Source organism: Streptomyces sp. NPDC048171, assembly GCF_043202655.1.
Taxonomy (GTDB): Bacteria; Actinomycetota; Actinomycetes; order Streptomycetales; family Streptomycetaceae; genus Streptomyces.
In genome coordinates this window covers 111,991-138,354 of record NZ_JBIDAU010000008.1, presented here as the reverse complement: position 1 = coordinate 138,354, position 26,364 = coordinate 111,991, and the positions used below count along the sequence as shown (strand labels likewise).

The following is a 26,364-nucleotide window of genomic DNA, read 5'->3' as shown; positions in this document are numbered from 1 at the left end:
CCCCGGCGGTCAGTCGGGGAGCGCGAGCCGGCAGGTGTCACCCGGCTGGAGACGCACCTCGCGGTCCGGCAGCCGTACGTCGATCGGCAGCGGTCCGGACTCGGGTACCGCGATCTCCAGCCGGCCGTGCTCCAGCCGGAACCGGACGCCCCAGTGGCCCTGGTAACGGATGGAGAACCCGTACGAGGACAGCTCCGGCAGCGGCACCGGGTTCAGCCACAGGGCGCCCGCACGGGTCTCCAGGCCGGTCAGGCAGCGCTGGACGAGGTCGAGGGTGCCCGCCATGGCGCCCAGGTGGATGCCCTCGCCGGTGGTACCGCCCTGGAGGTCGGCGACGTCGCCCTTGAGCGCCTCCTGGCAGAAGGTCCAGGCCTCGGCGCGCCGGGCGCGGGCCAGGATCCAGCCGTGGACCAGTCCGCTGAGGGTGGAGCCGTGGCTGGTGCGGGCCAGGTAGTAGTCGACGGTGCGCTGCCAGGTCTCCTCGTCCAGGTGGTAGCCCAGCCTGCCGAAGAGGGACAGGAGTTCGGCCGGCGAGAACAGGTAGCCCAGCATCAGCACGTCGGCCTGTTTGGACGCCTGGTAGTTGTTCACGCTGTCGTTCTCGGCCTCCAGGACGCGGTCGAGGCGCCGGATGTCGCCGTAGCGCTCCCGGTACCCGGCCCAGTCGAGTTCGGCGAGGTCGCCGTAGCCCTCGAACTGGCTGACGACGCCTTCGTGGAAGGGGACGTGGAGGGTGCGGGAGACGCTGTCCCACTGTTCGAGTTCGCCGTCGCCCAGAGCGGTGCGTTCGACGAGTTCGCGGCGGCGGGGTTCGGGCAGCTCGGCCAGGACCTCCAGGGTGCGGCTGAGGACCCACGCGGCGGTGACGTTGGTGTAGGCGTTGTCGTCGAGGCCGGGGAGACGGGCGCCGGGGTAGGCCTCGTGGTACTCGTCGGGACCGACGACACCCCGGATGCGGTGGCGTCCGAGCCGGTCGTCCCAGACGGCGGAGTCGGCCCAGAACCGGGCGATCTGAAGCAGTGTCTCGGCACCCTTGGTGTGCAGGAACTCGGCGTCGCCGCTGGCTTCGCAGTACTGCCACACGTTGTACGCGATCGCCGAGCCCACATGGTGCTGGAGGTGTGAGTGGTCCGGGAGCCAGCGGCCGGAGTGCGGGTTGAGGTGCAGCTGCTGCGTCTCCTCCCGGCCGTCGCTGCCGCTCTGCCAGGGGTAGAGCGCGCCACGCCGGCCGATCGCGCGGGCTGCGGCGCGGGCCCGTTCCAGGCGGCGGTGCCGGTAGTGGAGCAGGGCCCGGGACACCTCGGGGAAGTGCAGGTTGAGGTAGGGCAGGACGAACAGCTCGTCCCAGAAGACGTGCCCGCGGTAGGCCTCGCCGTGCAGTCCGCGCGCGGGTACGCCCACGTCGAGGTCGGCGGTGTGCGGGGAGAGGGTCTGGAGTACGTGGAAGAGGTGGAGGCGCAGGATGCTGCCCGCCTCACCGGGCACGTCGAGTTCGGCCCGGCGCCACAGCTGGCCCCAGGCGGTCCGGTGCGAGAGCAGCAGTTCGTCGAAGCCGGGGGCGGCGGCCACCCGGTCGATCGCGGCCTGGAGCGGGTCGCTGATCGCCTGGTCGCGTGAGGTGTGCAGGGCCACGATCTTGTCGACGGTGACGGTGCGGCCGGGTTCCGTGCGCGGGTTGGTGCGCTGCGTGACGCACAGGTGCTCGCGCGCGGGGGTGACGGGCGCCTCGGCGGTGGTGCGGGCCGCCATGCCCACCCGGATGTCCGAGGTGCGGGTGCGGCAGCGCAGCCACACGGTGCCGTCGTCCGCGCTGCCCGTGTGCACGTGGATCAGGTGGCTGCCGTCCAGGTCCCGGTAGCGCGGTACCCCGGAGTTGGTGACGCCCCCGTCGAGGGCCGACTCCACCTCCAGGTCGACCGGGCCGCCCTCGGCCGTGAACTCCGTGCGCAGGGCGGCGAGATGGGGATCGGCCATGTGCACCAGACGCAGCTGGCGCACCGACAGCACGCGGCCCCCGCCGATGCCGAAGCGGGTGCGGCGCTCCAGCACCCCCGAGTCCAGGTGCACGGTCTGGCGGTGGTCGAGGACCTCGGCGGTGTCCGGCGTGAGCCACTCCTCCCCGGCGGGCCTGAACCGCAGCGGCAGCCAGTTGGGGAGGTTGACCACGTCCTCGTTCTCCACCTCGCGGTCGGCGACGGTGGAGGTGAGCCGGTTGTAGCAGCCGGCGGCATAGGTGCCCGGGTAGTGCGTGTCGTCCGCGGCGCACTCGGGCAGCGCGCCGCGCGTGGCGAAGTAGCCGTTGCCGAGCGTGCACAGCGACTCGCGCAGCCGCTCCTCGCCCGCGTCGTAGTGGTCGTAGTCCCAGGTCGACGGGGTGGCGGTCATCGCGGGCCCGCCCAGGTCCAGTCGGCGACCTCGGGCAGGTCCACCCCGTGCTCGCGGATCCACTCGTGGTGCCGCTGCCGTACGTCCGCCATCCGCTGCCGTACGTCCGCGGCGCGCACCGCGAGGCCGGGCACCCGGTCGATGACGTCCATGACGAGGCGGTAGCGGTCCATGTCGTTGCCGACCACCATGTCGAACGGTGTGGTGGTGGTGCCGATCTCCTTGTAGCCGCGCACATGCAGGTGGGGGTGGCCGGTGCGCCGGTAGGCGAGCCGGTGGATCAGCCAGGGGTACCCGTGGTACGCGAAGATCACCGGCTTGTCGGCGGTGAACAGGCCGTCGTACTCGAAGTCGCTCATGCCGTGCGGGTGTTCGCCGCTGGGGAGCAGGCGGGCGATGTCCACGACGTTGACCACGCGCACGGCGAGCGAGGGCAGGTGGCGGCGGAGGAGCTGGGCGGCGGCGACCACCTCCTGGGTCGGGACGTCACCGGCGCAGGCGAGCACCACGTCCGGCTCGCGGCCGCCGTCCTCGGTGCCGGCCCAGTCCCAGATGCCGGCACCTCGCGCGCAGTGTGTCCTCGCCTCCTCCATGGACAGCCAGTCGAAGCAGGGCTGCTTGCCGGCGACGATCACGTTGACGTAGTCGCGGCTGCGCAGCGCGTGGTCGGCGACGGAGAGCAGGGTGTTGGCGTCCGGCGGCAGGTAGACCCGTACGGCCTCGGGGCTCTTGTTGAGGATGTGGTCGACGAAGCCGGGGTCCTGGTGGGAGAAGCCGTTGTGGTCCTGGCGCCAGACGTGCGAGGTGAGCAGGTAGTTCAGCGAGGCGATCGGCGCCCGCCAGGGCAGACGGCGGGTCACGCGCAGCCATTTGACGTGCTGGTTGACCATCGAGTCGACGATGTGGACGAAGGCCTCGTAGCAGGAGAAGAGGCCGTGCCGGCCGGTGAGGAGGTAGCCCTCCAGCCAGCCCTGGCAGGTGTGTTCGGACAGGATCTCCATGACGCGCCCGTGCCGGTCCAGGTCCTCGTCGACGGGCAGTGTCCGTTCCTGCCATGCCTTGCCGCTGGCGGCGTAGACGGCCTGGAGGCGGTTGGAGGCGGTCTCGTCGGGGCCTACGAGCCGGAAGTCGCGCCGGTCCGCGGTGGCGTCCGTGACGTCCCGGAGCAGGTCGCCGAGGACGGCGGTCGGTTCGTGCGTGGCGGCGCCCGGCGCGTCCACGGTCACGGCGTACTTCTCCAGCGGGGGCAGGGGCAGCTCCTTCAGGAGCAGGCCGCCGTTGGCGTACGGGGTGGCGCCCAGCCGCCGGGTGCCCTCCGGGACGGCGGCGAGGACGGTGGGCCGCGGGGCTCCGGTCTCGTCGAACAGTTCCTCGGGCCGGTAGGAGCGCAGCCACCGCTCCAGTTGCGCGAGGTGGTCCGGGTCGGTCCTGACGCCGGAGAGGGGGACCTGGTGGGCGCGCCAGGTGTTCTCCACCGGCAGTCCGTCGACCTCGGCCGGTCCGGTCCAGCCCTTGGGCGTGCGCAGCACGATCATCGGCCACTGGGGGCGGTCGGTGGCCCCGCCCTCCCGGGCGGCGCGCTGGATGGCGGCGATGCGGTCCAGGGCCGTGTCCATGGCCCGTGCCGTGGCGCGGTGGACGGCGGCGGGGTCGTCGCCGGTGACGTGGAGCGGGTCGTGGCCGTAGCCGCGCAGCAGCGTGTCGAGTTCGTCCTCGGGGAGCCGGGCCAGGACCGTCGGGTTGGCGATCTTGTAGCCGTTGAGGTGCAGGATGGGCAGGACCGCGCCGTCGTGCACCGGGTCGAGGAACTTGTTGGAGTGCCAGGAGGTGGCCAGCGGGCCCGTCTCCGCCTCGCCGTCGCCGATGACGCAGGCGACCAGCAGGTCCGGGTGGTCGAAGGCGGCGCCGTAGGCGTGCGAGAGGGAGTAGCCCAGCTCACCGCCCTCGTGGATCGAGCCCGGCGTCTCGGGCGCCACGTGGCTCGGCACCCCGCCGGGGAACGAGAACTGCCGGAAGAGCCGGGCCATGCCCGCCGCGTCCCTGCCGACGTCCGGGTAGGTCTCGCCGTACGACCCCTCCAGCCACGCGTTGGCCAGCACGGCGGGCCCGCCGTGGCCGGGACCCCAGACGCACAGCGCGTCGAGGTCGCGCGCCTTGATCACCCGGTTGAGGTGGGTGTGGACCAGGTTGAGTCCCGGTGAGGTGCCCCAGTGTCCGAGCAGCCGGGGCTTCACGTGCTCGGGGCGGAGCGGTTCGGCCAGCAGGGGGTTGGCCATCAGGTAGATCTGACCGACGGAGAGGTAGTTCGCGGCGCGCCAGTGGGCGTCCAGGCCCGCGAGCTCCTCGTCGGTGGGCCCGGGGGGCGCCTGCTGCGTGTCGGCGGACATCGGGGGTCCTTTCCGGGTCGGGACGGCGGTCGGGCGGCGAGGGCGCGGGGTCCCGTGCACATCCCAACCCCGTGCCGACCGGCCGGGTACCCGAGCGGGCCGTTCGGGTCACGTCGCGTTCCGGACGGAGTGCCGGGAGGGCGCGCGGACGCGAACAGCGCGGCCGTCACCGGCGCCGACCCCGGTGACGGCCGCACTGCTGCCCGGTGTACCCCAACTTCGCCTCTGGACACAGAAGTTGTTCATGGTCTGTGACAAAGAGCGCGGCGCGGGCTGAACCACGGATCAATTTTGCATACTGTGCATCTTTGCATATCATGCAACTTATGTCGGAGAAGAGTGCCGCGGGAGGCGGTCTGCGGGAGCGGAAGAAGCGGGCGACGCGTGCCGCCCTCGCGGAGGCCGCCGTACGTCTCGCCGCCGAGCACGGGGCGGAGAAGGTCACCGTCGAGGCGATCAGCGCCGCGGCCGGGGTGTCGGTGCGCACGTTCTTCAACTACTTCGACACGCGTGACGACGCCTTCGTCGTGATCGACGCGGACGCGGGGGCGCGCATGCGACGCGCCGTCCTGGACGCGCCGCCCGCACTCTCCCCGCTGGAGGCCCTGCGCGAGGCCATGGCGGCGGAGCTGGCCGAGGCGGAGCAGCAGCACGAGCTGTGGCGACTGCACGCCGAGGTGCTGCACGCCTCGCCGCACCTCCTGGCCCGCGGCGTCGGCGCCCACATGGCGGCCGAGGCCGGTCTGGCCGACGCGATCGCCGAACGCCTCCGCGGCACCGGCGCCGAGGGGGCCGCGCCCGGTCTCTACCCGCGGCTGCTGGCCGCGGTGGCGGGCGCCGCGGTGCGGACCAGCGTGGAGCACTGGTCCACCCATCAGGAGGAAGCCGCCTTCATCGACGTCTTCCACGAGGTGTTCACCCTCCTCGCCGCCGGCCTGCCGGCACCCTCCGCGTAGCCTCCGCGCCGGGCTCGCGACCCACCACCACCACCGAAAGAGATGTCGTGACCACACCCCAGGCGCCCGCCGACGCGCCTCCCACCTCGATGACCCACCGGCAGATACTCCAGGCCATGTCCGGCCTGATGGCCGGCATGTTCGTCGCGATCCTGGCCGGCACGGTCGTGGCCAACGCGCTGCCCACGATCATCGCCGACCTGGGCGCCAGCCAGTCCTCCTACACCTGGGTCGTCACCTCCGAACTGCTCGCGATGACCGCGACGGTCCCGCTGTGGGGCAAGCTGTCCGACCTCTTCAACAAGAAGCTGCTGCTCCAGCTGTCGCTCGGCATGTTCGTCGTCGGCTCACTGCTGGCCGGCTTCTCGCACGGTGTCGGCCTGCTGATCTTCAGCCGGGTCGTGCAGGGCATCGGCGCGGGCGGTCTGACCGCCCTCGCGCAGGTCGTGATGGCCTCCGTCATCCCGCCCCGCCAGCTGGGCAAGTACGCCGGCATCTTCGGTGCCGTCTTCGCCGTGGGCACGGTGGCCGGACCGCTGGTCGGCGGCGTCCTGGTGGACACCTCGTGGCTGGGCTGGCGCTGGTGCTTCTTCATCGGTGTCCCCTTCGCGCTGCTCGCCATCGCCCTGCTCCAGCGCACCCTGAGCCTGCCGACCACGCGGCGCGAGGTGCGCATCGACTGGCTCGGCGCCTTCCTGATCGTCGCCGGTGTCTGCGCGCTGCTCATCTGGGTGTCCCTGGCCGGCAACGAGTTCGACTGGGCCTCCTGGCAGACCGCCGCGCTGGCCGGTGGAGGTGTGCTGCTGCTGGTCGCCGCGGTCCTCGTCGAGGCCCGCACGCCCGAGCCGGTCATCCCGCTCGACATCTTCAAGAACCGCACCGTCACCCTGACCACGGTCGCCAGCCTCCTGGTCGGTGTCGCCATGTTCGGCGGGACCGTCTTCCTCTCGCAGTACTTCCAGGTCTCGCTGGGCAAGTCGCCGACCGTCGCGGGGCTGATGAGCCTGCCGATGATCCTCGGCCTGCTGGTGTCGTCCACCGTCGCCGGACAGGTGATCAGCAGGACCGGCAAGTGGAAGCGGTACCTGGTGGCGGGTGCGGTCACCATGGCCGTCGGCCTCGCGCTGCTGGCCACCATCGACGCCAAGACGCACTTCGGCCTGCTCAGCCTCTACATGGCGGTGCTCGGCGTCGGCGTCGGCATGCTGATGCAGAACCTGGTGCTGGCCGCCCAGAACGACGTGCCCGCCGCCGACCTGGGCGCCGCGACCTCCGTGCTGTCCTTCTTCCGCAGCATGGGCGGCACCATCGGGGTCAGCGTCCTCGGCGCGATCCTCGCCAACCGGGTCGCCAGTGAGATGACCAAGGGACTCAGCGGCGCGGGCATCACGGTGCCCGGTGGTGAGGCGTCGGGCGAGAGCAGCGTCCCGGACATGTCCACGCTGCCCGCCCCGATGCGGACGATCGTCGAGCACGCCTACGCCGTCGCCACGGCCGACCTGTTCCTCATCGCCACACCGTTCGCGGTGCTCGCGCTGGTCGCCGTCGTGTTCATCAAGGAGAAGCCGCTGAAGACCACCAGCGGCATGGAGCGCCTGGCCGAGGAGGCGGGCGAGACGGCCGCCGCCCCGGCCGGCAAGGACCCGGCGGCGCCCGTCGCCTGACCCGGCCGACCCGAAGGGGCCGCCCGTCCGCTTCGGACGGGCGGCCCCTTCGTCGTGGAGTGGGTGTGTCAGCCGCGGGCCATCGCGATCGATCCCGCCAGCCGCTCCCCCGCCTCGTAGATCATGTACGGCACCCCGCCGTCCGTGCCGAAGGAGGGCGCGGCCGCGCGGCCGTTCTCCGGCGCGGAACCGCGGGAGTCGTAGAAGACGCCGAGGTGCCTGCGGAGCGAGAAGTCGTTGCCGACCTCGGTGATCATCAGGTCGCCGCCGCTCTCCTTGTCCTTGTTGTAGACGACGTAGGTGCTGTCGTTCCGGTGCAGCAGGTGCGGTCCGCCCACGTTGACCGCGCCGACGTCGCCGTGGCGCACCAGGGGCTGCTGGGCGAACGTCCAGGTGCGGCCGTCGGCGGACCAGCCCCAGCCGATGTCGCGGTGGTTGGTCGTGTTGTTCAGCATGAACACCATGACGTAGCGGGCGCCGCGCGAGGGCAGGTCGTGCCGGAAGACCCTCGCGTACGAGGTCTCCGTGGTGCCGGACGGCAGCATCGAGGTGGTCAGCACCACCTTGTCGTAGGTGAAGTTCACCCCGTCCTTGGAGCGGGCGAGCCGGGTGGTGGTGTTCTCCCCGTGGAAGTACAGCCACATCTCCCTCTCCTCCGCGTTCCACATGACGTGCGGGGAGGAGACGTGGCTGACGGAGTAGTGCGGCGACCACTTGTTGGAGACGATCGGGTTGTCCGGGTACTCCGTGAACGGGCCCTCCAGCGAGTCGCCGTAGGCCAGGCAGATGCCACCGGGTGCGTCGTGCGGGGCGTAGTACAGGTAGTAGCGGCCCAGCCGGCCGCTCGCGGGCAGCCGGTCGTAGACGCCCCGGACGGTCGGGAAGATGATCTCGCCGGTGGGGTTGTAGGCGAGCTGGGACGGCGTCAGCAGGGTGCGGACGTGGGTGTAGTCGGGGAAGCCGCCGGGCGCGGCGGAGGCGGCGGGTACGGCGGTGGCGCCCAGCGCGAGGGCGGCACTGGTGACGGCCGTGCCCTTCAGGAACAGACGGCGGTCGAGGTGCGGCTCGTGCATGTCGACTCCTGGGGGGAGAGGGAGGGGTCAGAGGTACAGGGCGGCGGTGACGCACATGCCGCCGAGGGCGACCAGCCACACGTAGGGCAGGGTGCGGACCATGACCTGCTGCGGGCTGACACCCGCGTACTGGGCGGCCCACACCGTCTGCGTGCTGGTCGGGTCGGCGACGCCGAAGACCTGGTTGTACGAGGTGGCCATGCCGAGGACGGCGACGGCCGGGTAGATGCCGGTGGCGATGAGGACGCCCGCGATGCCCGCGCCGAGACCGAAGACGTTCAGCGGGCCGCGGTACAGGCAGAGCGGCACCAGCAGGGTGAAGACGAGGACGAACAGCACCGGGTTCTGCGGGCTGACCGCCTTCATCAGCGGCTCCAGCGCCTCGACGGCGCCGGGGAGTTTGACGGCGGCGAGCAGGATGCCGATCGCGACGAACAGGGCGAGCGGGGGCGCCGCCACCTCGAAGCCGCCGTACAGGGTGCGCAGCAGCCGCTTGTTCATCTCGCCGGGCCGGGTGGTGGTGACCAGCGCGTAGAGCACGCCCGCCAGCAGGGAGGGGATGATGGCCACTTCCAGGCCGAGGGCCAGCACCAGCGGAACGGCGGGGGCGAGCAGCGCGTACCAAGGCGCGTCGCCGAGGCGTTCGCGGCGCGACGGAGGCCGGGCGGCCACCGACTTGAGGGACCAGGCGTGCTCGGTGCCGCGCCGCCGGTTCTCGATCACCACGTAGGCGACGGCGGCGACCAGCGCGAACGGGAACAGCTTCACCATGAAGCCGCGCACCGTGTCGACCGGCAGGTCCAGCGCGGTGGAGAAGAACTGCCAGACGGGCAGTTCGAAGGGCACCCCGACCGCGATGCCCATCAGCACGGTCCCCGCCGCCGTCACCTTCGGCACGCCGACGGCGACCATGGCGGGGATGCCGATGATGCCGGCCAGCATCGCCGCGGGCGCCGATCCGGTGACCGTGCCGACGAGCGCGGAGACGGCGAGGACGCCGAGGGCGACGACGGTGGGCCGGTCGCCGCCGAACTCCACGATCTTGCGGACGAGGGTGCCGGCGATGCCGGTCTCGTCGAGCAGTCTGCCCAGCCAGGAGCCGAGGATGATGGCGACCATGGTGGCCGCGAGCGCCGGGGCGCCTTCCTGGAGGACCGTGTCCAGGACGCTGTTCTCACCGGTCAGGGGGGCGCCGGAGAGGAAGGCGATGACCACGGCCAGCAGCACCAGGGCGAAGGCGGTGGGGAGTTTGCGGGTGAGCATCGCGGCGACGCCGGCCGCCATGACGAGGAGGATGACGACACCCATGGGTCAGTTCTCTCTTCTTGCGTCACGTGCAGGTGAGGGGAGGTTTCCGGTCCCTGCCTCGGCGGCCAGGGCGGCGGTCAGCAGCAGGGGGCTGCGGCCGAGTCCGCAGACGGTGCGGGCGTAGGCGTGCGCGGCCACCTCCTCGGCGCCGGCGACGTGGCCGGGCACGCGCAGGCGGCCCAGGCGCAGGGCGTGGTGGCCGAGGGCGTGCTTCAGGGCGGCGCGGGCGGGTCCGTGGTGGAAGTGGGCGTGCACCGCCTCGTGGGCGAGGGCGGCGGCCCGTACGGAGCCCGCCGGGTACCAGGCGCGCCAGCCGCGGGCGTCGACGACGCGTTCGGCGAGCGCGATGGTGTCGGTGTACAGCTCGACCGTGGGCGGTCTGGAGGTGTAGCGGGCCAGCAGGCCGTGTGCGAGGCCGCCGTCGCTCTCCACGACTCTCGCCGCGCACGGCACGGGCGCGAGCGCGGAGCCGAACGCGTCGGCGGTGCGGGCCCAGTGGCGCAGCAGCTCCGGGTCGCGGTGCTCGTGGGTGGGGGTGGCCGCCAGCAGCCGTACCGCCCACCCGATGTCGTCGGTGGCGGCGGGGTCGGCCGTCGCGAGGGTGTCCTGGACCGTCATTCCCGCACCTCCAGGACGGCGACGACGGGTTCGTCGGCGGCGCGGGAGCGCAGCTCGCTCCGGGCGAGGGCGAGCAGCGGCGCCGGGTCGAGGACGCCGGAGAGGTCGGCGATGCGGGAGCCGACCAGCAGCCGCACGGCGGGGGCGCGGACGCCTCCGTCGCCGTAGGAGGTGGCCTCGGTCACCAGCTTGGCCAGCACCTCGGGGGCGCTCGCGACGGTGGTCGCCTCGACCCGGGCGTCGGCCGCGTGGTGGCGTACGACGCCGTCGGCGTCCACGACCCGCACCGGGTGGCGGACGGGGCGGAAGCGGCGGTGCACCTCGGTGCCGTAGACGGTGTGCGCGGGGGTGCCCGCGAGCACGTCCACCTTGGACGGCTCGGTCCTGAGGCTGGTGGCGGCCAGGCGCAGCCGCTCGTCGTCGTCGGCGCGGTGTGCCCGGTCCTGGGTGCGCAGTTCGGTCGCGCCGGTGGCGATGGCGCGTACGACGTTGGTCTGCGGGTCGACGGTGACCTCGACCTCGACGCCGTCGGCGGCGGCGCCCTGTTCGACCACGGCGCGTTCGGCCTCGGCGCGGACGGCGAGGATCTGCTCCTGGGTCGCGCCGGGCACGATCCGCTCGACCTGTTCGCGGACCAGGGCGAGGGCGACGCCGATGGGGCTGATGACCTCGTTGTTCCGGGCGATGCGGCCGGTCATGCCGGTGCGGTCGGCCAGGTGCGGGGTGACGGAGGCCGCGCCGCCGCCTCCCCCGACCAGGACGGCGGTGTCGGTGTCAAGGCGGTACTCGCGGGCCAGGTCGTCCACGACGGCCTTCACCTGGTCGGTCCCGGCGTCCAGGAGCCGGGCGGCGGCGGTGGGGACGTCGGTGCCGAGGGCGGCGGCGAGCGGGGCCAGGGCGGCACGGGCGGTGCCGGGGTCGGCGTGCGCGAAGTCGCCCTCGGGGACCCGGCCGAGCGCGTTGGCGGCGCAGGTCATGGTGAGCGCGAACCGGCCGCCCGCGGCGTCGAGCACCGCGTAGTCGGCGGGGTCGCCGGGCAGCGGGCTGATCGTGGTGAGCGTCGCGTCCCGCAGGTCGGCCGGGTCGGCGAAGCAGGCGTACGGCAGGCCCGCGATGTGCGCGCTGCGTGGTCCGGTGCCGGTGACGCGGCCGCCGGAGACGCGCACCATGGAGCCGCCGCCGACGCCGACCGTGCGCACGTCGAGGGCGTTGAGGTACGAGGTGCGGCCGAGGATGGTGGCGTGGCGGACCGCGACCTTGCCGCGCTTGACGACGCTGATGTCGGTGGAGGTGCCGCCCGTCTCCAGGAACACGCCCTCGCTGACGCGTTCCTGCATCAGCGCCCCGGCCACCCCGGCCGCGGGACCCGACAGCACGGTCAGCAGGGGCCTGCGCCGCATCTCGTCGAGGGACATCACTCCCCCGTCGCAGCGCATCACCATCAGCGGCGCGGTGACGCCCGCCTTGGTGATGGAGGCGTCGACGAGGTCGGCGGTGGCCAGCATGCGCGGCAGGATCGCCGCGTTGACCACGGCGGTGCGGGTGCGCTTGCGCAGTCCGTACAGCGAGGTGATCTCGTGGGCCGCGGTGGTCGGCAGGCCGGTGGCGCGGGCCGCCTCGGCGACCGCCGTCTCGCCCTCGGGCCGGTCGACGCCGAACGGTTCGCTGGCCACCAGCGCCTCCGCGCCGGCCGCGGTGAGCCGTGCGACGGCGGTTTGTACGGCGGTGGCGTCGTCGGGGTCGGGCACGTGCGCGTAGTGCAGCGGCAGCCGTTTGCCGGGCGTGAGTTCGAGCTTGGCGAGCGAGGCCAGGCGGCGGGTGAAGTACGTGCCGCCGCCGGTGCCGATGCCGAGCAGGCCGACGGTGGCGACGTCGCCCTCCAGCAGGGCGTTGGTAGCCTGGGTCGTGCCGTGTGCCAGGAAGGCGACGTCGGCGGGTGCGTGTCCGGTCTGCGTCAGCAGCCGGTCGAGCGCTTCGACGATGCCGTGGGCGACGCCGTCCTCGTGATGGTGGCTCGTGGGGACCTTCACCTGGCCCACGAGCCGGAGCGTCGTGGCGTCTACCGCCACGGCGTCGGTGAAGGTTCCGCCCACGTCGATGCCGACGCGGATGCGGTGGGTGGTCATGTCCGGGCACCTCCTTGTGCTGGGTCGGTCCGCACGCGGGCGGTCACCGGGCGGGGCAGGTGGAGCTGCCCCGCCCGAACTCCCCCCGCGCGCGGGGTCGTTCAGTAGCCCCTGACGTCGGGCCAGTGACGCTGCACGCCGCCGCGGTCGAGCACCTTGGCGAACTCGTCGTACCTCTTGTCCTCGGCCTGCACCTGGTGCGGCTCGACGTTCTCGGTGAGGCAGTGGGCGGCGAGGGCTCCGGCGACCTCGCCGATGTTCCACTCCACCGGGTGCAGCCGGTAGCAGCCGTTGGTGATGTGCGTGGTGCCGAGGTTCTTGCCGGCCGGCAGCAGGTTGCGCACCCGGCGCGGCACCAGCGCCCCGAGCGGGATCTCGAAGGGCACGGAGCCGATGTCGACGTAGTTGTCACCGCCGGTGGAGGGGTGCAGGTCGATGCGGTAGTTGCCGACGCCCACGGAGTCCCGGTGGCGGGTGCCGCCGTAGGGGCCGACCAGGTCGATGGCGACGTCGTGCTCGGTGACGGTGGTGACCGCCTTGATGCGGCGGGACTCGCGGACGTACGCCGCCTTGGCGAGCCCGTCGGGGGTGCCGGTCACGTCGGGTCGCGGACGCAGCCCGGGGAATCCGGTGCCGCCGTCGGGGCGGGGCGCCTCGGTCTGCAGCCAGTACAGCACCGACAGGGACAACTGCCGGGCCTCGCGCAGGGCTTCGGCCTCCTGGCCGATGTAGGGCTTCAGCCAGTAGTCGTTGAGCGGCCAGTTGACGAGGGTGATGTCGGAGTCGAAGGCGCCGTCGGTGTGCAGCTTGCGGGCGAGGATGCGGCGGAAGCCCCACAGTTCCTTGTCGCCCGCGTCGGCGCTCTGGTCGGCGCTGACGGCCAGCGGGTCGAGGTCGGGGTTGGGTTCGAAGGTGCGCGGCACCGGCTCGAGGGTGCGCGGGTCGGGTGCCTCGAAGCCGAGCAGCGGGCCGGGCCAGAAATCGGGCCGGTAGGAGCGCCAGAAGTCGTAGTCGGCGGGGCGGTCGACGGTGTGGTCCTCGCCCTCGTGGTGGGAGAGGGCGAAGCAGACGGTGATGCCCTGCTGGTTGTCCGGCTGGGCGTGCTCGGGGGCGTGGGGTTCGTCGAACTCGGCCCTGGACTCGGCCCCGTTGGCGTGTTCGACGCCCGCGAGGTCGAGGAGTTCGCCGGTCTCGGTGGCGTCCAGGACGTAGCGGGCGGGGACGGTGCGGCGGGTGCCGTCGCGCAGGTCCTCCAGGGTGACGGCGCGCACGACATCGTTGTCCGACTCGGCGGCCACGGGGCGGTGCTCGGTGAGGACGGTGAGGCGTCCGGCCGCCAGGTGCGGGGCGAGCATGCCCTCCAGGACGGCGAGGGCGACCTTCGGCTCGTGGCACAGCTTGCTGACCCGCCCGGCACCCGGGTTGAGGTCGGTGAGCGCCAGGGCCTCGGCGCGCAGGGGGTACCACTGGCGGTAGTACTGGCGGATGCCCTCGCGCAGCCGCCGGTAGGTGGCGGTGGTGCCGAACTGCTCGACCCACGGGTGTTCGTCGGGCGGGACGGCCTGGCTGGTGAGCTGGCCGCCGATCCAGTCCGTCTCCTCGGTCAGGACGACACTGCGGCCGGCCCGGCAGGCGGCGAGGGCCGCGGCGACGCCGCCGAGGCCGCCGCCGACGACGAGGATGTCGGGTTCCGGTATCACGCTGCTCCTCTGGTGGTGCGGTTCGTACGGGGTGGTGGGTGACGGGGGTTCAGGGGCCGGCCGGGGGGCCGGCCCGGGGGGCCGGCGGTGGTGCCCGGTCTGAAGGCGCAGGCAACGAGCGTGCCCCTGGCGGGTTCGCCCGCGACGCGGGCGGCGAGCAGCCGCACCGCCTCGGCGCCCAGCGTGGGGCGGGGGATGTCGAAGCCCATGGGGGCCGGTTCGTCGGCGAGGTCGGCGGGCGGGCTGCCGAGCAGTGCCAGCGACACCTGGCCGGGGCAGTCCAGCCCGGCCGCGTCGACGGCGGCGCGCAGGGCCCGCCAGGCGGTGCCGGTGTCGGTCTCCTCGGCCACGAACGCGGTCACGCCCTCGGCCAGCCAGGCGCGGACACGGCCGGCGGTGAGGTCGCGGCGCAGGTCGCCGGAGCGGAACACGGCGTCCGGACCGACGGGCAGTCCGCTCGCCGACAGGCCGTCCAGGAAGCCGCGTTCGCGGTCGGTGGAGGCGGGGGCCTCGTCGTCCTCGCGGACCAGCATGACCCGCCGGTGGCCGAGCCCGGCGAGGGTGGTGACGACCTCGCGGCTCGCGCTGACGTAGTCGGCGCCGACCCAGGCGAGGCCCTCCGCGTCGTCGGGGCGGCCGACGTGGACGACCGGGAAGTCGTCGGCCACCAGCCGGCGCAGTTCGTCCGCGGGGGCGTGGCGGCCCAGGAAGAGGCAACCGTCCGCCAGCCGCACCCGGTTGAGCGCGCCGGCCCCCGACGCACCCGCTCCCCCGCTGCTGGAGCCGGTGAACAGCACCAGGTCGTACCCCTGCGCGGCGGCCTCCTGCTCGACGCCGACGAGGAAGGGGTAGTACGAGTGCCGGACGTCGGTCGGGAAGGTCGCGGTGAAGCTGAAGACGCCGAGCAGGTTGTTGCGGGCGGCGGCGAGGCGGCTGGCGGCGGGGTCGGGGACGTAGCCGAGGCTGCGGGCGGCTTCCAGGACCTTGCCGCGGGTCTCCGCCGAGATCGGCCTGCCGGTCGCGATGTCGCGTCCGGAGAGCACCAGGGACACCGTCGCCTGCGACACACCCGCGAGCCGGGCGACCTCCGCCTGCCTCGGCCGCCCCCGCCTGCCGGGCGGCGCGGGGGCCCGCCCCGGCTTCGCCCGCCCTGTGGCTTCCTTCGCCACCACTGCTCCCCTCGATCGCGTTAATGCGCATTACCTAATGCGCATTAACCAGTAATGTGAAGCAGCCAGGGCACGGGGTCAAGGGTTTGGACCGAGGAAAATGCCGTGTGCCGGCGGAGGGAGTCCCGCCGGCACACGCTGCATCCGATCAGTGCGGACCGGTGGTGGGATCAGATACCGAAGGGCGCCGCGTACCGGACGGTGCCGGCGGGAAGCGGGTGTGCGGCGTCCAGGGTGAGGGCCATGAGGGCCTCGTCCGGGACCTCGATGCTCAGGCCGATGCCGTGGGCCGAGGCCCGGGTGAAGCCGAACCGGGGGTAGTACTCCGGGTGTCCGAGGACGACGACATGGTGCTCACCGAGCCGCTCGGCCGCCGCCAGCACGGCCCGGACGGCGGCCGCACCGGCGCCGCTCCGCTGCGATCCGGGCCGGACGGCGACGGGTGCCAGGCAGAGCGCCGGGTGCTCCCCGATATGGCAGCGGGTCAGCAGGGCGTGGCCCACGGGGCGGTCGGCGTCGTCGACCGCGACCACGGACAGGCCCTCGATCCAGGCTCCGGGGTCGGCGCGGAGCGCGTCGACCAGGGCGGCCTCCTCCGGGGTGGGGAAGGCGGCGCGGACGAGGTCGCGGATGACGGGGATGTCGGCGCCGGTCTCGGCGCGGGTGTGCCAGATGTGAGGCATGACGGGACGGGGATCCGTTTCTGGTGTCTGCGTTCGTGGGATGCGGGGTCAGGCCGCCGCTCGGGACGCGAGGGAGGTCCGGGCGCGCCGAAGGACGGCGTCGAGCACGGTCATCGACCTCACCTCCCTTTCCTCCCGCTCCGTGGAGCCGGTCGAACGCGAACGGGGGCCAGTCTACTCGTGGGAGGGTGGGCGTCGGGCGAGGTCACCGCGTCCTTCGGCGGTCCGGCGACCAATCCGCGGGCCGTCCGGCCCCGGATTACGCGGGGACATGCCCGCCTGTCGCGTTCTTTTGGAGAGACCGTCGTGAAGGAAGCCGTACACATCGGCAGAAATCCATCGTCACAGCCCGACCTGCAACAGCTGATCCGCGAGGTGGCCCTCGGTGATCAGGACTCCTTCGCCGCGGTGTACGACGCGATGGCGGGATCCGTGCTCGGGGTCGCCCGGGCGGTGCTGCGCGACCAGGCGCAGTCCGAGGAGGTCGCGCAGGAGGTACTGGTCGAGGTGTGGCGCACGGCGCCGCGCTACCGGCCCGAGCGGGGCACGGTGGTGAACTGGATCCTGACCCTGGCCCACCGGCGGGCGGTGGACCGGGTGCGGTCGGTGGAGGCCGCAGCGGCCCGCGACCACAAGGCAGCCCTGCTCGACCGCACGCCCGAGTTCGACGAGGTGACGGAACAGGTCGAGGCCCGGCTGGAACGGGAGCAGGTGCGGCGCTGTCTGCGCACCCTGACCGAGATCCAGCGCCAGTCCGTCACGCTGGCCTACTACCGCGGCCTGACCTACCGGCAGGTGGCCGAGGCGCTCGCGCTGCCGCTGGGCACGGTCAAGACGCGGCTCCGTGACGGCCTCATCCGACTCCGCGACTGCCTGGGGGTGAGTGCGTGATGCGCACCGAGGACCTGCACAGCCTGACGGGCGCCTACGCCCTGCACGCGCTGCCCGACGACGAGCGGACCGCCTTCGAACGGCATCTGGAGCAGTGCGCCGCCTGTGAGCGGGAGACCAGTGAGTTCGCCGCCGCCACGGCCCGGCTGGGGCTGGCCGCGACGCTCGTGCCGGGCCCCGCGATGAGGGACCGGGTACTGCACCGGGTCTCGGCCGTGCGCCAGGTCCCGCCGGGTGGCGGCGCGGCCGGGAAGGCACGCCGCGTCGTGCCCCGGGGGCGGGGTCTGGGCCGTTGGGCGCTGGCCGCCTGCCTGGCCGCCGCGGCGGGGCTGGGTGGCACGGCGGTGTGGCAGTACGAGCGGGCGCAGGACGCCGGGGAGCGGGCGGTGCAGGCCGAGCAGCGGGCCGAGACCCTGGCCGGGGTGCTGGCCGCGCCGGACGCCGAGTCGCGCACCGCGCGCCTGGCCGGCGGCGCCACCGGGACCGTCGTGGTCTCCGGGGACCAGGACCGGGCCGTGTTCCTGGCCTCGGGCATGGCCGAGCCGCCGCGGGGCAAGGTCTACCAGCTCTGGTTCGACGACCACGGGACGATGCGGTCGGCGGGCCTGATGGATCCCGGCCGGACCAGTCAGGCGGTGCTGATGGAGGGCGCCGTCGACGGTGCGGGCGGCGTCGGCATCACCGTGGAACCGGCGGGCGGGTCACCGCAGCCGACCTCCGACCCGGTCGCCCTGATGAGCATGCCGGCCTGAAAGGGGTGAGGGCCCGCGCCGCGAGCCCTCACCCCGCACCATCACGTCCGCTCTACGCCCGTCGGCGCGGCGGACGCGGGAAGAAGCCGCTGGTGCGTGCCGCGTACTCGGACCACCCCGGGCGGTCGGCCATGTGCCGTTCCAGCAGCCGCTTCCCGCTGCCGCCGATCAGCAGGTACGTCATGACCAGCGGGGAGATCACCGAGACCGCGGCCGCCGCGGGGCCCGCGTCGCAGGCGATCAGGAACAGGCCCCACCAGACGAGGAAGTCTCCGAAGTAGTTGGGGTGCCGGGTCCAGCTCCACAGGCCGCGGTCCATGATGCGGCCCTTGTGGGCCGGGTCCGCCTTGAAGCGGGCCAGTTGGGCGTCTCCGACCGCCTCGAAGGCCAGGCCGACGGCCCAGACGGCCGCGCCGGTCCAGGCCAGGGCCGTGACCTGGCCCGAACCGTAGGAGGCCGCCTGGACCGGCAATGACACCAGCCATACGAGGGCGCCCTGGAGCAGGTAGACCATGCGCAGGGCGTAGAGGTTCCGGTTGCCGGGCGCCTTGGCGAGCATGGCGTCGTAGCGCGGGTCCTCGCCGTGGCCCCGGCCGCGCCTGCCGATGTGCACGGCGAGCCGCAGCCCCCAGACGGCGGTCAGAGCGGCGACCAGGATCCGACGGAGCGGGTCGCCCTCTCCGGCCGCTGCCGCCGTCACGCAGGTCACGACCGCGACGGCGGCGAAGCCCAGGCCCCACGCCACGTCCACGACCCGGTGCACGCCCTTGCGCACGGCGACGGCGAAGGTAGCCAGCATGACGGCGAGCGCGGCGGCCGCCGCCCAGCCGAGGCCGGCGGTGAACGCGCCCCACGGGAGGCCGCTCACGACGCGTCCAGCCGCTCGTACCACTCCCCCGAGGTGGCGGGCATCCCGCTGACGCCCTCGGCGGTCGGCCGCACGCTCAGGATCTGGTCGACGCCCATCCGCCGCTGCTCGAAGGCGAGCGCGCCGCCCACCAGGTACAGCCGCCACACCCGCGCGTTCTCCTCTCCGACGAGGGCGGTGAAGTCGTCCCAGCGCTTCTCCAGGGTGCGTTCCCAGGCGGCGACGGTGCGGACGTAGTGCTCGCGCAGGGACTCGGTGTGGCGCACTTCGAGTCCCGCGTCCTCCAGGAGCTGGACGGTCTCGCCCAGTGGCCGCATGTGCATGTCGGGGGCGATGTAGGCCTCGATGAAGGCGCCGCCGCCGGGGGCGTTGCGACCGCGCGACATCTGCTGCACCAGGACGCGGCCCTCGGGCCGTACCAGTCGGTGCAGGGCGGCGGCGAACGCCGGGTACTCGGCGTCTCCGACGTGTTCGCCCATCTCGACACTGGAGACGGCGTCGTAGTCGCCGCCGGTGATGTCGCGGTAGTCCTGGCAGACGACCTCCACCCGGTCCTCGAGGCCGCGCTCGCGCACCTGTTCGCGGACGTGGGCGGCCTGCTCCCGCGCCAGCGTGACCGCGGTGACCCGGGCCTTGTGCCGTTCGGCCGCGTGCAGGGTGAGCGAGCCCCAGCCGCAGCCGATGTCGAGCAGGCGGGCGCCCTCGGTGAGGCCCAGCTTGCGGCAGATCAGTTCCAGCTTGGCCCGCTGGGCGTCGGCGGCGTCGGCGTCGGTGTGCTCGTCCTGCCACAGCCCGCAGGAGTAGGCCATGGTGTCGTCGAGGAGGAGGCGGTAGAAGTCGTTGGAGAGGTCGTAGTGGTGGCTGATCGCGGCGCGGTCGCGGGACCTGGTGTGCAGGCCGCCGCGCAGCCGCGCCTGGGATGCGGGCACCGGCGGGCGGGGTCCCACGGCGCCGAGGCGGACGGCACCGACGGCGGCGCGGGCCCGGTCGGCGAGGCCCGGGCGGGGCGGGTGCAGGCGGCGTTCGCGGGCGGCCGCCCACATCCGGCGCAGGCCGTCGGCCAGGTCGCCGTCCACGTCGAGGTCGCCGGTGACGTAGGCCTGGGCCAGGCCGAGTTCGCCGGGCTGCCAGAGCAGGCGGCGCAGGGCGCGCCGGGAGCGGACGACGACCACGGGGCCGTCGGCGGGGCCGGTCTCCGTGCCGTCCCAGGCGCGCAGCCGGACGGGGAGCGGACCGCCGAGCGCGTCCTCGACGAGCGCGGCGAGCCGGTGGGCGGCGCCGGTCCGGGCGGTGCGGGCGGGGGTCATCGGGCGGTGGCCTCCTTGGTGAGCAGGTACTGCTGGACGTCGAGGTAGGCGGCGCGGAAGCCGGCCTCGGAGTAGGCGAGGTAGAAGGTCCACAGGCGACGGAAGGTCTCGTCGAAGCCGAGGGCGTCGACCTCGGCGGCGCGTTCGGTGAACCGTTCCCGCCACAGCCGCAGCGTCTCGGCGTAGTGCGCGCCGAATCCGTCGCGGCGGGCGACGCGCAGCCCGGTGTGGTCGCGGACCGTCGTCTCGATCGCCTCGGTGGAGGGGATCAGACCGCCGGGGAAGACGTACTTCTGGATCCAGGTGTGGGTGGAGCGGGAGGCCGTCATGCGGTCGTGCGGCAGGGTGATGGCCTGGAGCGCGGCCCGCCCGCCCGGGGCGAGGCGGTCGTCGAGGGCACGGAAGTAGACCGGCCAGAACTCGGCGCCGACGGCCTCGACCATCTCGACGCTGACGACGGCGTCGTAGGTGCCCTTCTCCTCGCGGTAGTCCCGCAGTTCGACCCGGACGCGGTCGGAGAGTCCGGCCTCGCGGGCGCGTTCCAGGGCGCGGTCGCGCTGTTCGCGGGAGAGGGTGAGGGAGGTGACGTGGGCGCCGCGCGCGGCGGCGCGGAGCGCGAGTTCGCCCCAGCCGGTGCCGATCTCCAGGAGCCGGGTGCCGTCGCCGACCTCGGCGAGGTCCAGCAGCCGGTCGATCTTGCGCTGTTGTGCGGTGGCGAGCGACTCGCGGCGGGCGGGGAAGCCGAGGAAGACGGCCGAGGAGTAGCTGAGGGTCTCGTCCAGGAAGAGGGCGAACAGGTCGTTGGACAGGTCGTAGTGGCTGCTGATGTTGGACCGGGCGCCCTCGGGTGTGTTGCGCAGGGTGGCGGGCTGCCGTTGGTGCCACAGCCGGCGCAGCCGCTGGAGCGGGGCGGGTACCAGGTGGGCGGCGTCGGCGGCGAGCACGCCGAGGGCGCCGACCAGGTCCGGGGCGTCCCACTCGCCGGCCATGTAGGACTCGCCGAAGCCGATGAGTCCCTGGGCGCCGATCCGGCCGTGGAAGGCGTCGGGGTCGTGGACCTCCACCAGCGGTCCGCCCAGGCCCACGGTGTCGCCGTCGGCGAACCGCACGCGCAGCGGCAGCCGTTCCAGGGCCCGCCGGACGACGGCCGCGGCGACGGTACGGCGGGCCCGGGAGGCCCGGGGCGGGGCGGCGACGTCGGGCCAGCGCTGCGGGTCGACCGGGGTGCTGCGGACCGAGGGGACGCGGGGCGGGGTGGGACGGTGGTGGGTCGCGGTCATGTCGCTTTCTCCGTGGTGCGGTTGTCCGGGCGCGGCTGGACGGGGAGGCCGCGCAGGTAGAGACGGATGCCGTGCCTGCGGATCCCGATGGACACCGCGAGCGTCGACAGCGGGTGCCTCAGGGCGAGCCGCAGGAGGGCGGTGGGGGTCGCCTCCCGCCGGGTGCCCCGGACGGTCGCGGTGAACGGGCGGCTGCCGGGCCGGTCCAGTCGTACGGTCAGGTCGAGACGGTCCGCGGGCAGCGGCAGCCGCATGCGGTAGGCGCCGTCGACGGGGAAGAACGGCGAGACGTAGAAGTCCTTGGCGGCATGGGCGACGCCCGCCTCGTCGGGGTGGAGCAGGTAGGCGTGGCGCTCGCCGTAGGTGTTGTGCACCTCGGCGACGACGCAGCGCGAGGTGCCGTCGGGTCCGTGACACCAGTAGAGGGTCAGTGGGTTGAAGACGTGGCCGAGGACGCGGGCGTGCGCGAGCATGAGGACCCGGCCGCCCGCCAGGTCGACGCCGCGGTCGGCGAGGAAGCGGTCGAGGCCGGCCCGCAGCGAGGGGGCGTCGCCGGTGAAGTGGTCGCGGGCGCGGAAGCCGGCGAGGGGGCGCAGCGGGCGGGGCAGTTCGGGGAGGCGGTCGAGGTCGACGAGCCACATGTAGGTGCGGTGGCGCAGGCTGTAGCGGGTGGGGTCGGTGCGTACGTGGACGGTCTCGCAGGGGTACAGGCCGGGGCGGGCCGTGGGGGTGCGGGTCACCAGGTCACCCCGAGGGCTTCGGCGGCCTCCACCCCGGAGCGGCAGCCGTCCTCGTGGAAGCCCCAGCCGTGGTAGGCGCCGGCGTAGGCGGTGACCGGGGTGCGCAGGCCGGGCAGCCGACGCTGGGCGGCGACCGACTCGGGTGTGTAGACGGGGTGTTCGTAGGTCATGCGGGCCAGCACCCGGTCCGGGGCGACGCGGTCCTCGCCGCCGAGGGTGACGACGTAGGTGTCGCTCGCGTCGAGGCGCTGCAGGCGGTTCATGTCGTAGCTGACGCGGACCCGGTCGGCGCCGGCGTCGCAGGACGGCATGAGGTAGTTCCAGGAGGAGCGGGCTGCCCGGGCTCGGGGCAGCAGGGTGGTGTCGGTGTGCAGGAGGGTGGCGTTGCGGGAGTAGCGGAACGCGCCGAGGACGTCCTTCTCCTCCGGCGTCGGGTCGGCCAGCAACTCCAGGGCCTGGTCCGGGTGGACGGCGACGACGAGGTGGTCGTAGGTGTCGGTGGTGCCGTCGGCGGCGGTCACGTCCACGCCGTCCGCGTGCCGGGTCACCGAGCGGACCGGGGTGGCGGTGCGTACGTCGGGCAGGCGCTCGGCGATCCGGTCGACGTAGGAGCGGGAACCGCCGGTGACCGTGCGCCACACCGGTGAACCGCCGACCGCGAGCATGCCGTGGTGGTGCAGGAAGCGGAACAGGTAGGCGGCCGGGTAGCGCAGGGCGGTGACCGCGTCGCAGGACCACACGGCGGATACCACGGGCGTCATGAAGTGGGCGCGGAAGTACGTCGAGAAGCCCTCGCGGTCGAGGAACTCGCCGAGGGTCAGCGCCTGGTCGGCGTCGGCGGTGAGCAGCCGGTGGGCGGCGCGGTGGAAGCGGGGCACCTGGGCCAGCATCCGCAGGTAGGGGCCGCTGAGGACGTTGCGCGGGCGGGCGAGGAGACCGGCGGGGCCGCGGGCCCCGGCGTACTCCAGTCCGCAGCCCTCGCACCGCACCGACATGCTCATCTCCGACTCCTGCGTGGCGACGTCCAGTTCGTCGAAGAGGCGCAGCAGGTTCGGGTAGGTGCGGCGGTTGTGCACGATGAACCCGGAGTCGACCCGGTGGATCCGGCCGTCGGCGGCGGCCAGTTCGTGGGTGTGGGCGTGGCCGCCGAGGCGGTCGTCGGCCTCGTAGAGCGTGACGTGGTGCGCACGGCCCAGGACGTACGCGGCGGTCAGACCGGCCACTCCGCTGCCTATGACGGCGGTGCGGCGGGCGGTCTCCCCTGACGCTCGCGGCATTTCGCTACTCCTCCACCCCACGGTGATCAACGCTGGCGTGGGTAATCCGGAGCCGGGTCCGGTGCGGATTGGGCCAGGTTGCGGGCGGTTCCGCGAAACCCATCCGGAGGGTGCGCGGCAACGAATCAAGAGTGGGGAGGTAAGCGCAGGAAATGGGAGAAAGAGTTCCGAGGGACCATGAACGACACCTACGAGCCGGTGGCCCAGGGGCCCGCGTACGCGGTGCACGTCGTACGCCGCGACGTCCGGGACCGGCTCACGTCCTGGGGAACGGGCGCGCTCGCCGCCGACGCCGAACTGGTCGTCGCGGAGCTGTTGGCCAACGCCGAGCGGCACGGCCGGCCGCCGGTGCGGCTCGCCCTGGCCCTGCGGCGCGGGGCGCACGGCGGGTGCACGGTGCGGGTGGAGGTCACCGACGCGGGCGAGTCCTTCGACGTCGGACGGGTGCGGGCACGCTGGCGGCACCCGGCCTTCGACTGGGGCGAGGACGGGCGGGGCCTCTTCCTGGTCGACGCCCTCAGCGCCCGCTGGGGGGACCGGCCCGCTCCGGGAGGGCACACTGTCTGGGCCGACCTGTGCTGACGGTCCACCCATCCGCGCGGGGTGCGGCAACGGATCACCGATGACCGGCGAGGGCAGGGGAAGGGACCGGATGAGCGTGCGGGACGAACCGTCGGCAGGGGCGCTGCGGGTGCGGCGGAGGCCGCGGCGGACGGGAGCGGCGGTGCTGATCCTGCACGGTGGCCGCGCGGACAGCCGGCAGGCCGCGCGGCCGTGGCAGCTCGCGGCGTTGCGGATGCACCCGTTCCTGCGGTCGCTGGAGGCGGCCACCGACCGCGACGACGTGCTGCTCGGCCAGGTGCGCTACCGCTCCCGCGGGTGGAACGGCGCGGCGGAGGATCCGCTGCTGGACGCGCGGCGCGCGCTCGCCGAGCTGTACCGCCTCGTCGGTGACGTACCGGTGGTCCTGCTGGGGCACTCCATGGGCGGCCGGGCCGCCCTGCGCGCCGCGGAGGACGCCCGGGTACGGGGTGTGGTCGCCCTCGCCCCGTGGGTGCCGCCCGGCGAGCCGGTCGCCCAGCTGCGGGACCGGCGGGTGTTCGTCATGCACGGCAGCCGCGACCGGATCACCGACCCTGCCGAGTCCGCCGCATACGTCTCCCGCGCCCGCACCGCGGGCGCCCGGGCCGACCTCCTCCTCGTGCCGGGCGGCGACCACGCCATGCTCCGCCACCACACCCACTGGCACCGCACGGCGACGACCGCGGTCACCGGCCTGCTCACCCGGCTCGCCCCGGACGACGCCCCGGGGCCGTCCCCGGCGGCGGGGCGCTGAGCGTCGGCCCCTTCCCCGGGGTGTCCGCGCGGCGAAGCGCAGAGTGAGCCAACGTGCCCAGGAAGCGGACGTGCGGGCGGGCGTCGGGGCCGGTGGGGGTGACCTCGGCGTGGACGCCGTAGACCTCCGCGACCAGGGCGGCGGTCAGGACCTCGGCCGGTTCGCCGTGGGCCACGACGCGTCCCCCGGACAGCACGACGAGGTGGTCGCAGTACATCGCGGCCAGGTTGAGGTCGTGCAGGGCGACGACGCTGGTGACGGGCAGGGCGACGACGAGGGCCAGCACGTCCAGCTGGTGCTGGATGTCGAGGTGGTTGGTGGGTTCGTCCAGCAGGAGTTCGCGCGGCTGCTGGGCCAGGGCGCGGGCGATCTGGACGCGTTGGCGTTCGCCGCCGGAGAGGGTGTGCCAGAGCCGGTCGGCCTGCCCGGTGAGGCCGGTGCGCGCGAGGGCGTCCGCGACCACCTCCTCGTCGGCCGCCGACGCCGGTGTCCAGGCGCGGCGGTGCGGGATCCGGCCGAGCCGTACGACGTCGCGGACCGACACCTCCACCAGTGTGTCCGCCTGCTGTTCGACGACGGCCACGCGCCGGGCGACGTCGCGGCGGCCCATCCGGTTCAGCGGGCGGCCGTCCAGGGTGACGACGCCGGAGGTGGGGGCGAGCACGCCGGCCAGCAGCCGCAACAGGGTGGACTTGCCCGACCCGTTGGGGCCGAGCAGGCCGGTCATGGCGCCGGGCCGGGGGCTGAGTTCGACGCCGTCCAGGATCAGCCGCCCGCCGGCGGCGCGGGAGACCCGCTCGGCGCTCAGCGTCACCGTGCCCTCCGGGTGCGGTACAGGACGAGGACGAAGGCGGGTACGCCGATCAGCGAGGTCACCACGCCCACCGGGACCTCCTTGGGGGCGAGGACGATACGGGCCAGGGTGTCGACCCACACCAGGAACACGGCCCCGGCCAGGGCACAGACCGGCAGGAGGCGGGCGTGCCCGGGTCCGGTGAGCGCCCGCACGGCGTGCGGCAGCACCAGTCCGACGAAGCCGATGGCACCGGCCGACGCGACCAGGGCGGCGGTGAGCAGGGCGGTGGCGCACAGCAGTACCAGCCGGGTGCGGGCCACGTGGACGCCGAGGGTGGCCGCGGCGTCCTGGCCGAAGGCGAAGGCGTCCAGCGTCCTGCCGTGGCCGAGGCACACGGCGAGGAGCAGCACCAGGACCGCCGTACCGGTCCACACGTCCGTCCAGCCGGCCCCGCCGAGCGAGCCGAGCAGCCAGAAGAGCACCCCGCGGGTGGTCTCGGAGTCGGCCGCGGTCATCACCACGAAGGAGGTGAGCGAGGAGAACAGCTGCATCGCCGCCACTCCCGCGAGGACCACGCGGTCCGGGGTGCCGCCGAGGCTGTGGCTGAGCAGCATCACCAGCGCGAAGGAGCACACCGCGCCGAGGAACGCCCCGCCGGGGACGGACAGCGCGCCGCCGCCCACGCCGAGTACGACGACCAGGACGGCGCCGGTCGAGGCACCGGAGGAGACGCCGAGCACGAAGGGGTCGGCGAGCGGGTTGCGCAGCAGGGACTGGAGGACGGCGCCGCACACGGCGAGTCCGGCGCCGCACACGGCGGCGAGCAAGGTCCGGGGCAGCCGCAGGTCCCAGACGATGCCGTCACGGATGGGGGTGACGTCCGAGGCGGCGGGGCCCGCGCCGAGGTGGGCGACGATGACCGACCAGACATCGGCCACGCCGATGTCCGCCGGTCCGATGGTGACGGCGACGGCCACGGAGGCGCACAGGGCGACGACGCCGGTCAGCGCCCACAGGGGGTAGGCACGGCGGCCGGCCGTGCGTATGC

At 73.6% G+C, this 26,364-nt stretch carries 22 protein-coding genes; 6 read left to right on the top strand and 16 right to left on the bottom strand.

Annotation, left to right across the window (positions count from 1 at the left end; translation table 11 throughout):
• Positions 1-9: 9 nt before the first annotated feature.
• Both ACGF3J_RS23170 and ACGF3J_RS23165 read right to left on the bottom strand, forming a co-directional pair.
• A complete protein-coding gene (locus tag ACGF3J_RS23170; RefSeq protein ID WP_393854608.1) occupies positions 10-2,385 on the bottom strand; it encodes a glycoside hydrolase family 65 protein in 2,376 nt (791 codons plus the stop codon).
• Positions 2,382-4,772 carry a phosphoketolase gene (locus ACGF3J_RS23165; RefSeq protein ID WP_393854607.1) on the bottom strand — a complete coding sequence of 797 codons (2,391 nt, stop codon included), beginning with the start codon at positions 4,770-4,772 and terminating at the stop codon, positions 2,382-2,384. Before ACGF3J_RS23165 ends, ACGF3J_RS23170 begins: the two co-directional genes overlap by 4 nt.
• A 317-nt stretch (positions 4,773-5,089) precedes the next feature.
• Between ACGF3J_RS23165 and ACGF3J_RS23160 the strand changes: the two genes are divergently transcribed.
• Positions 5,090-5,728, top strand: coding sequence for a TetR/AcrR family transcriptional regulator (locus ACGF3J_RS23160; RefSeq protein ID WP_161325984.1), 639 nt, complete (start codon positions 5,090-5,092; stop codon positions 5,726-5,728).
• 89 nt (positions 5,729-5,817) lie between these two features.
• Positions 5,818-7,392, top strand: coding sequence for an MDR family MFS transporter (locus tag ACGF3J_RS23155; RefSeq protein WP_393854858.1), 1,575 nt, complete (start codon positions 5,818-5,820; stop codon positions 7,390-7,392).
• 68 nt (positions 7,393-7,460) lie between these two features.
• Here ACGF3J_RS23155 and ACGF3J_RS23150 read toward each other — a convergent pair whose 3' ends face one another.
• The 7 genes from ACGF3J_RS23150 to ACGF3J_RS23120 form a co-directional block, all read right to left on the bottom strand.
• The gene (locus tag ACGF3J_RS23150; protein ID WP_393854606.1) at positions 7,461-8,465 is read right to left on the bottom strand and encodes a hypothetical protein; all 1,005 of its coding nucleotides are present in this window, start codon (positions 8,463-8,465) and stop codon (positions 7,461-7,463) included.
• Between the two features lie 27 nt (positions 8,466-8,492).
• Entirely contained in the window at positions 8,493-9,773 is a 1,281-nt protein-coding gene (locus ACGF3J_RS23145) for a TRAP transporter large permease subunit (protein WP_161330458.1), read from the bottom strand.
• Between the two features lie 3 nt (positions 9,774-9,776).
• Positions 9,777-10,391, bottom strand: a complete 615-nt coding sequence (locus ACGF3J_RS23140; protein ID WP_393854605.1) for a hypothetical protein — start codon at positions 10,389-10,391, stop codon at positions 9,777-9,779.
• Positions 10,388-12,517, bottom strand: coding sequence for a hydantoinase/oxoprolinase family protein (locus tag ACGF3J_RS23135; protein WP_161330925.1), 2,130 nt, complete (start codon positions 12,515-12,517; stop codon positions 10,388-10,390). Before ACGF3J_RS23135 ends, ACGF3J_RS23140 begins: the two co-directional genes overlap by 4 nt.
• Positions 12,518-12,618: 101 nt before the next feature.
• Positions 12,619-14,217, bottom strand: coding sequence for an FAD-dependent oxidoreductase (locus tag ACGF3J_RS23130; protein ID WP_161330926.1), 1,599 nt, complete (start codon positions 14,215-14,217; stop codon positions 12,619-12,621).
• Positions 14,214-15,389, bottom strand: coding sequence for a LacI family DNA-binding transcriptional regulator (locus ACGF3J_RS23125; protein WP_393854604.1), 1,176 nt, complete (start codon positions 15,387-15,389; stop codon positions 14,214-14,216). The genes ACGF3J_RS23130 and ACGF3J_RS23125 overlap by 4 nt, the downstream gene beginning before the upstream one ends.
• A 167-nt stretch (positions 15,390-15,556) precedes the next feature.
• The gene (locus ACGF3J_RS23120; RefSeq protein WP_161330601.1) at positions 15,557-16,069 is read right to left on the bottom strand and encodes a GNAT family N-acetyltransferase; all 513 of its coding nucleotides are present in this window, start codon (positions 16,067-16,069) and stop codon (positions 15,557-15,559) included.
• 306 nt (positions 16,070-16,375) lie between these two features.
• Between ACGF3J_RS23120 and ACGF3J_RS23115 the strand changes: the two genes are divergently transcribed.
• Together ACGF3J_RS23115 and ACGF3J_RS23110 are read left to right on the top strand one after the other, a co-directional pair.
• Positions 16,376-16,960: a sigma-70 family RNA polymerase sigma factor gene (locus tag ACGF3J_RS23115; RefSeq protein WP_161330600.1), complete on the top strand. Its 585-nt coding sequence runs from the start codon at positions 16,376-16,378 to the stop codon at positions 16,958-16,960.
• The gene (locus tag ACGF3J_RS23110) at positions 16,960-17,712 is read left to right on the top strand and encodes an anti-sigma factor domain-containing protein (RefSeq protein WP_393854603.1); all 753 of its coding nucleotides are present in this window, start codon (positions 16,960-16,962) and stop codon (positions 17,710-17,712) included. Before ACGF3J_RS23115 ends, ACGF3J_RS23110 begins: the two co-directional genes overlap by 1 nt.
• A 52-nt stretch (positions 17,713-17,764) precedes the next feature.
• On the opposite strand, the gene ACGF3J_RS23105 is transcribed toward ACGF3J_RS23110, so the two are convergent.
• The 5 genes from ACGF3J_RS23105 to ACGF3J_RS23085 are packed head-to-tail and all read right to left on the bottom strand — an operon-like array spanning position 17,765 to position 23,184.
• Entirely contained in the window at positions 17,765-18,580 is an 816-nt protein-coding gene (locus tag ACGF3J_RS23105; RefSeq protein ID WP_393854602.1) for a DUF1295 domain-containing protein, read from the bottom strand.
• Positions 18,577-19,887, bottom strand: coding sequence for a class I SAM-dependent methyltransferase (locus ACGF3J_RS23100; RefSeq protein WP_393854601.1), 1,311 nt, complete (start codon positions 19,885-19,887; stop codon positions 18,577-18,579). The genes ACGF3J_RS23105 and ACGF3J_RS23100 overlap by 4 nt, the downstream gene beginning before the upstream one ends.
• The gene (locus tag ACGF3J_RS23095) at positions 19,884-21,167 is read right to left on the bottom strand and encodes a class I SAM-dependent methyltransferase (RefSeq protein WP_393854600.1); all 1,284 of its coding nucleotides are present in this window, start codon (positions 21,165-21,167) and stop codon (positions 19,884-19,886) included. The genes ACGF3J_RS23100 and ACGF3J_RS23095 overlap by 4 nt, the downstream gene beginning before the upstream one ends.
• On the bottom strand, positions 21,164-21,907 hold the full coding sequence (locus tag ACGF3J_RS23090; protein ID WP_161332430.1) for a DUF1365 domain-containing protein: 744 nt from the start codon (positions 21,905-21,907) through the stop codon (positions 21,164-21,166). Before ACGF3J_RS23090 ends, ACGF3J_RS23095 begins: the two co-directional genes overlap by 4 nt.
• On the bottom strand, positions 21,904-23,184 hold the full coding sequence (locus ACGF3J_RS23085) for an NAD(P)/FAD-dependent oxidoreductase (protein WP_393854599.1): 1,281 nt from the start codon (positions 23,182-23,184) through the stop codon (positions 21,904-21,906). Before ACGF3J_RS23085 ends, ACGF3J_RS23090 begins: the two co-directional genes overlap by 4 nt.
• 177 nt (positions 23,185-23,361) lie before the next feature.
• On the opposite strand from ACGF3J_RS23085, the gene ACGF3J_RS23080 reads away from it, so the two are divergent.
• Together ACGF3J_RS23080 and ACGF3J_RS23075 are read left to right on the top strand one after the other, a co-directional pair.
• Complete coding sequence (locus ACGF3J_RS23080) at positions 23,362-23,766, top strand: ATP-binding protein (protein ID WP_393854598.1); 405 nt, start codon at positions 23,362-23,364, stop codon at positions 23,764-23,766.
• A gap of 70 nt (positions 23,767-23,836) precedes the next feature.
• Entirely contained in the window at positions 23,837-24,520 is a 684-nt protein-coding gene (locus tag ACGF3J_RS23075) for an alpha/beta hydrolase (protein ID WP_393854597.1), read from the top strand.
• Here the strand turns inward: ACGF3J_RS23075 and ACGF3J_RS23070 are convergent.
• Both ACGF3J_RS23070 and ACGF3J_RS23065 read right to left on the bottom strand, forming a co-directional pair.
• On the bottom strand, positions 24,465-25,334 hold the full coding sequence (locus ACGF3J_RS23070) for an ABC transporter ATP-binding protein (RefSeq protein WP_393854596.1): 870 nt from the start codon (positions 25,332-25,334) through the stop codon (positions 24,465-24,467). The genes ACGF3J_RS23075 and ACGF3J_RS23070 overlap by 56 nt on opposite strands.
• On the bottom strand, positions 25,331-26,362 hold the full coding sequence (locus ACGF3J_RS23065) for a FecCD family ABC transporter permease (RefSeq protein ID WP_393854857.1): 1,032 nt from the start codon (positions 26,360-26,362) through the stop codon (positions 25,331-25,333). The genes ACGF3J_RS23070 and ACGF3J_RS23065 overlap by 4 nt, the downstream gene beginning before the upstream one ends.
• Positions 26,363-26,364 lie beyond the last annotated feature (2 nt).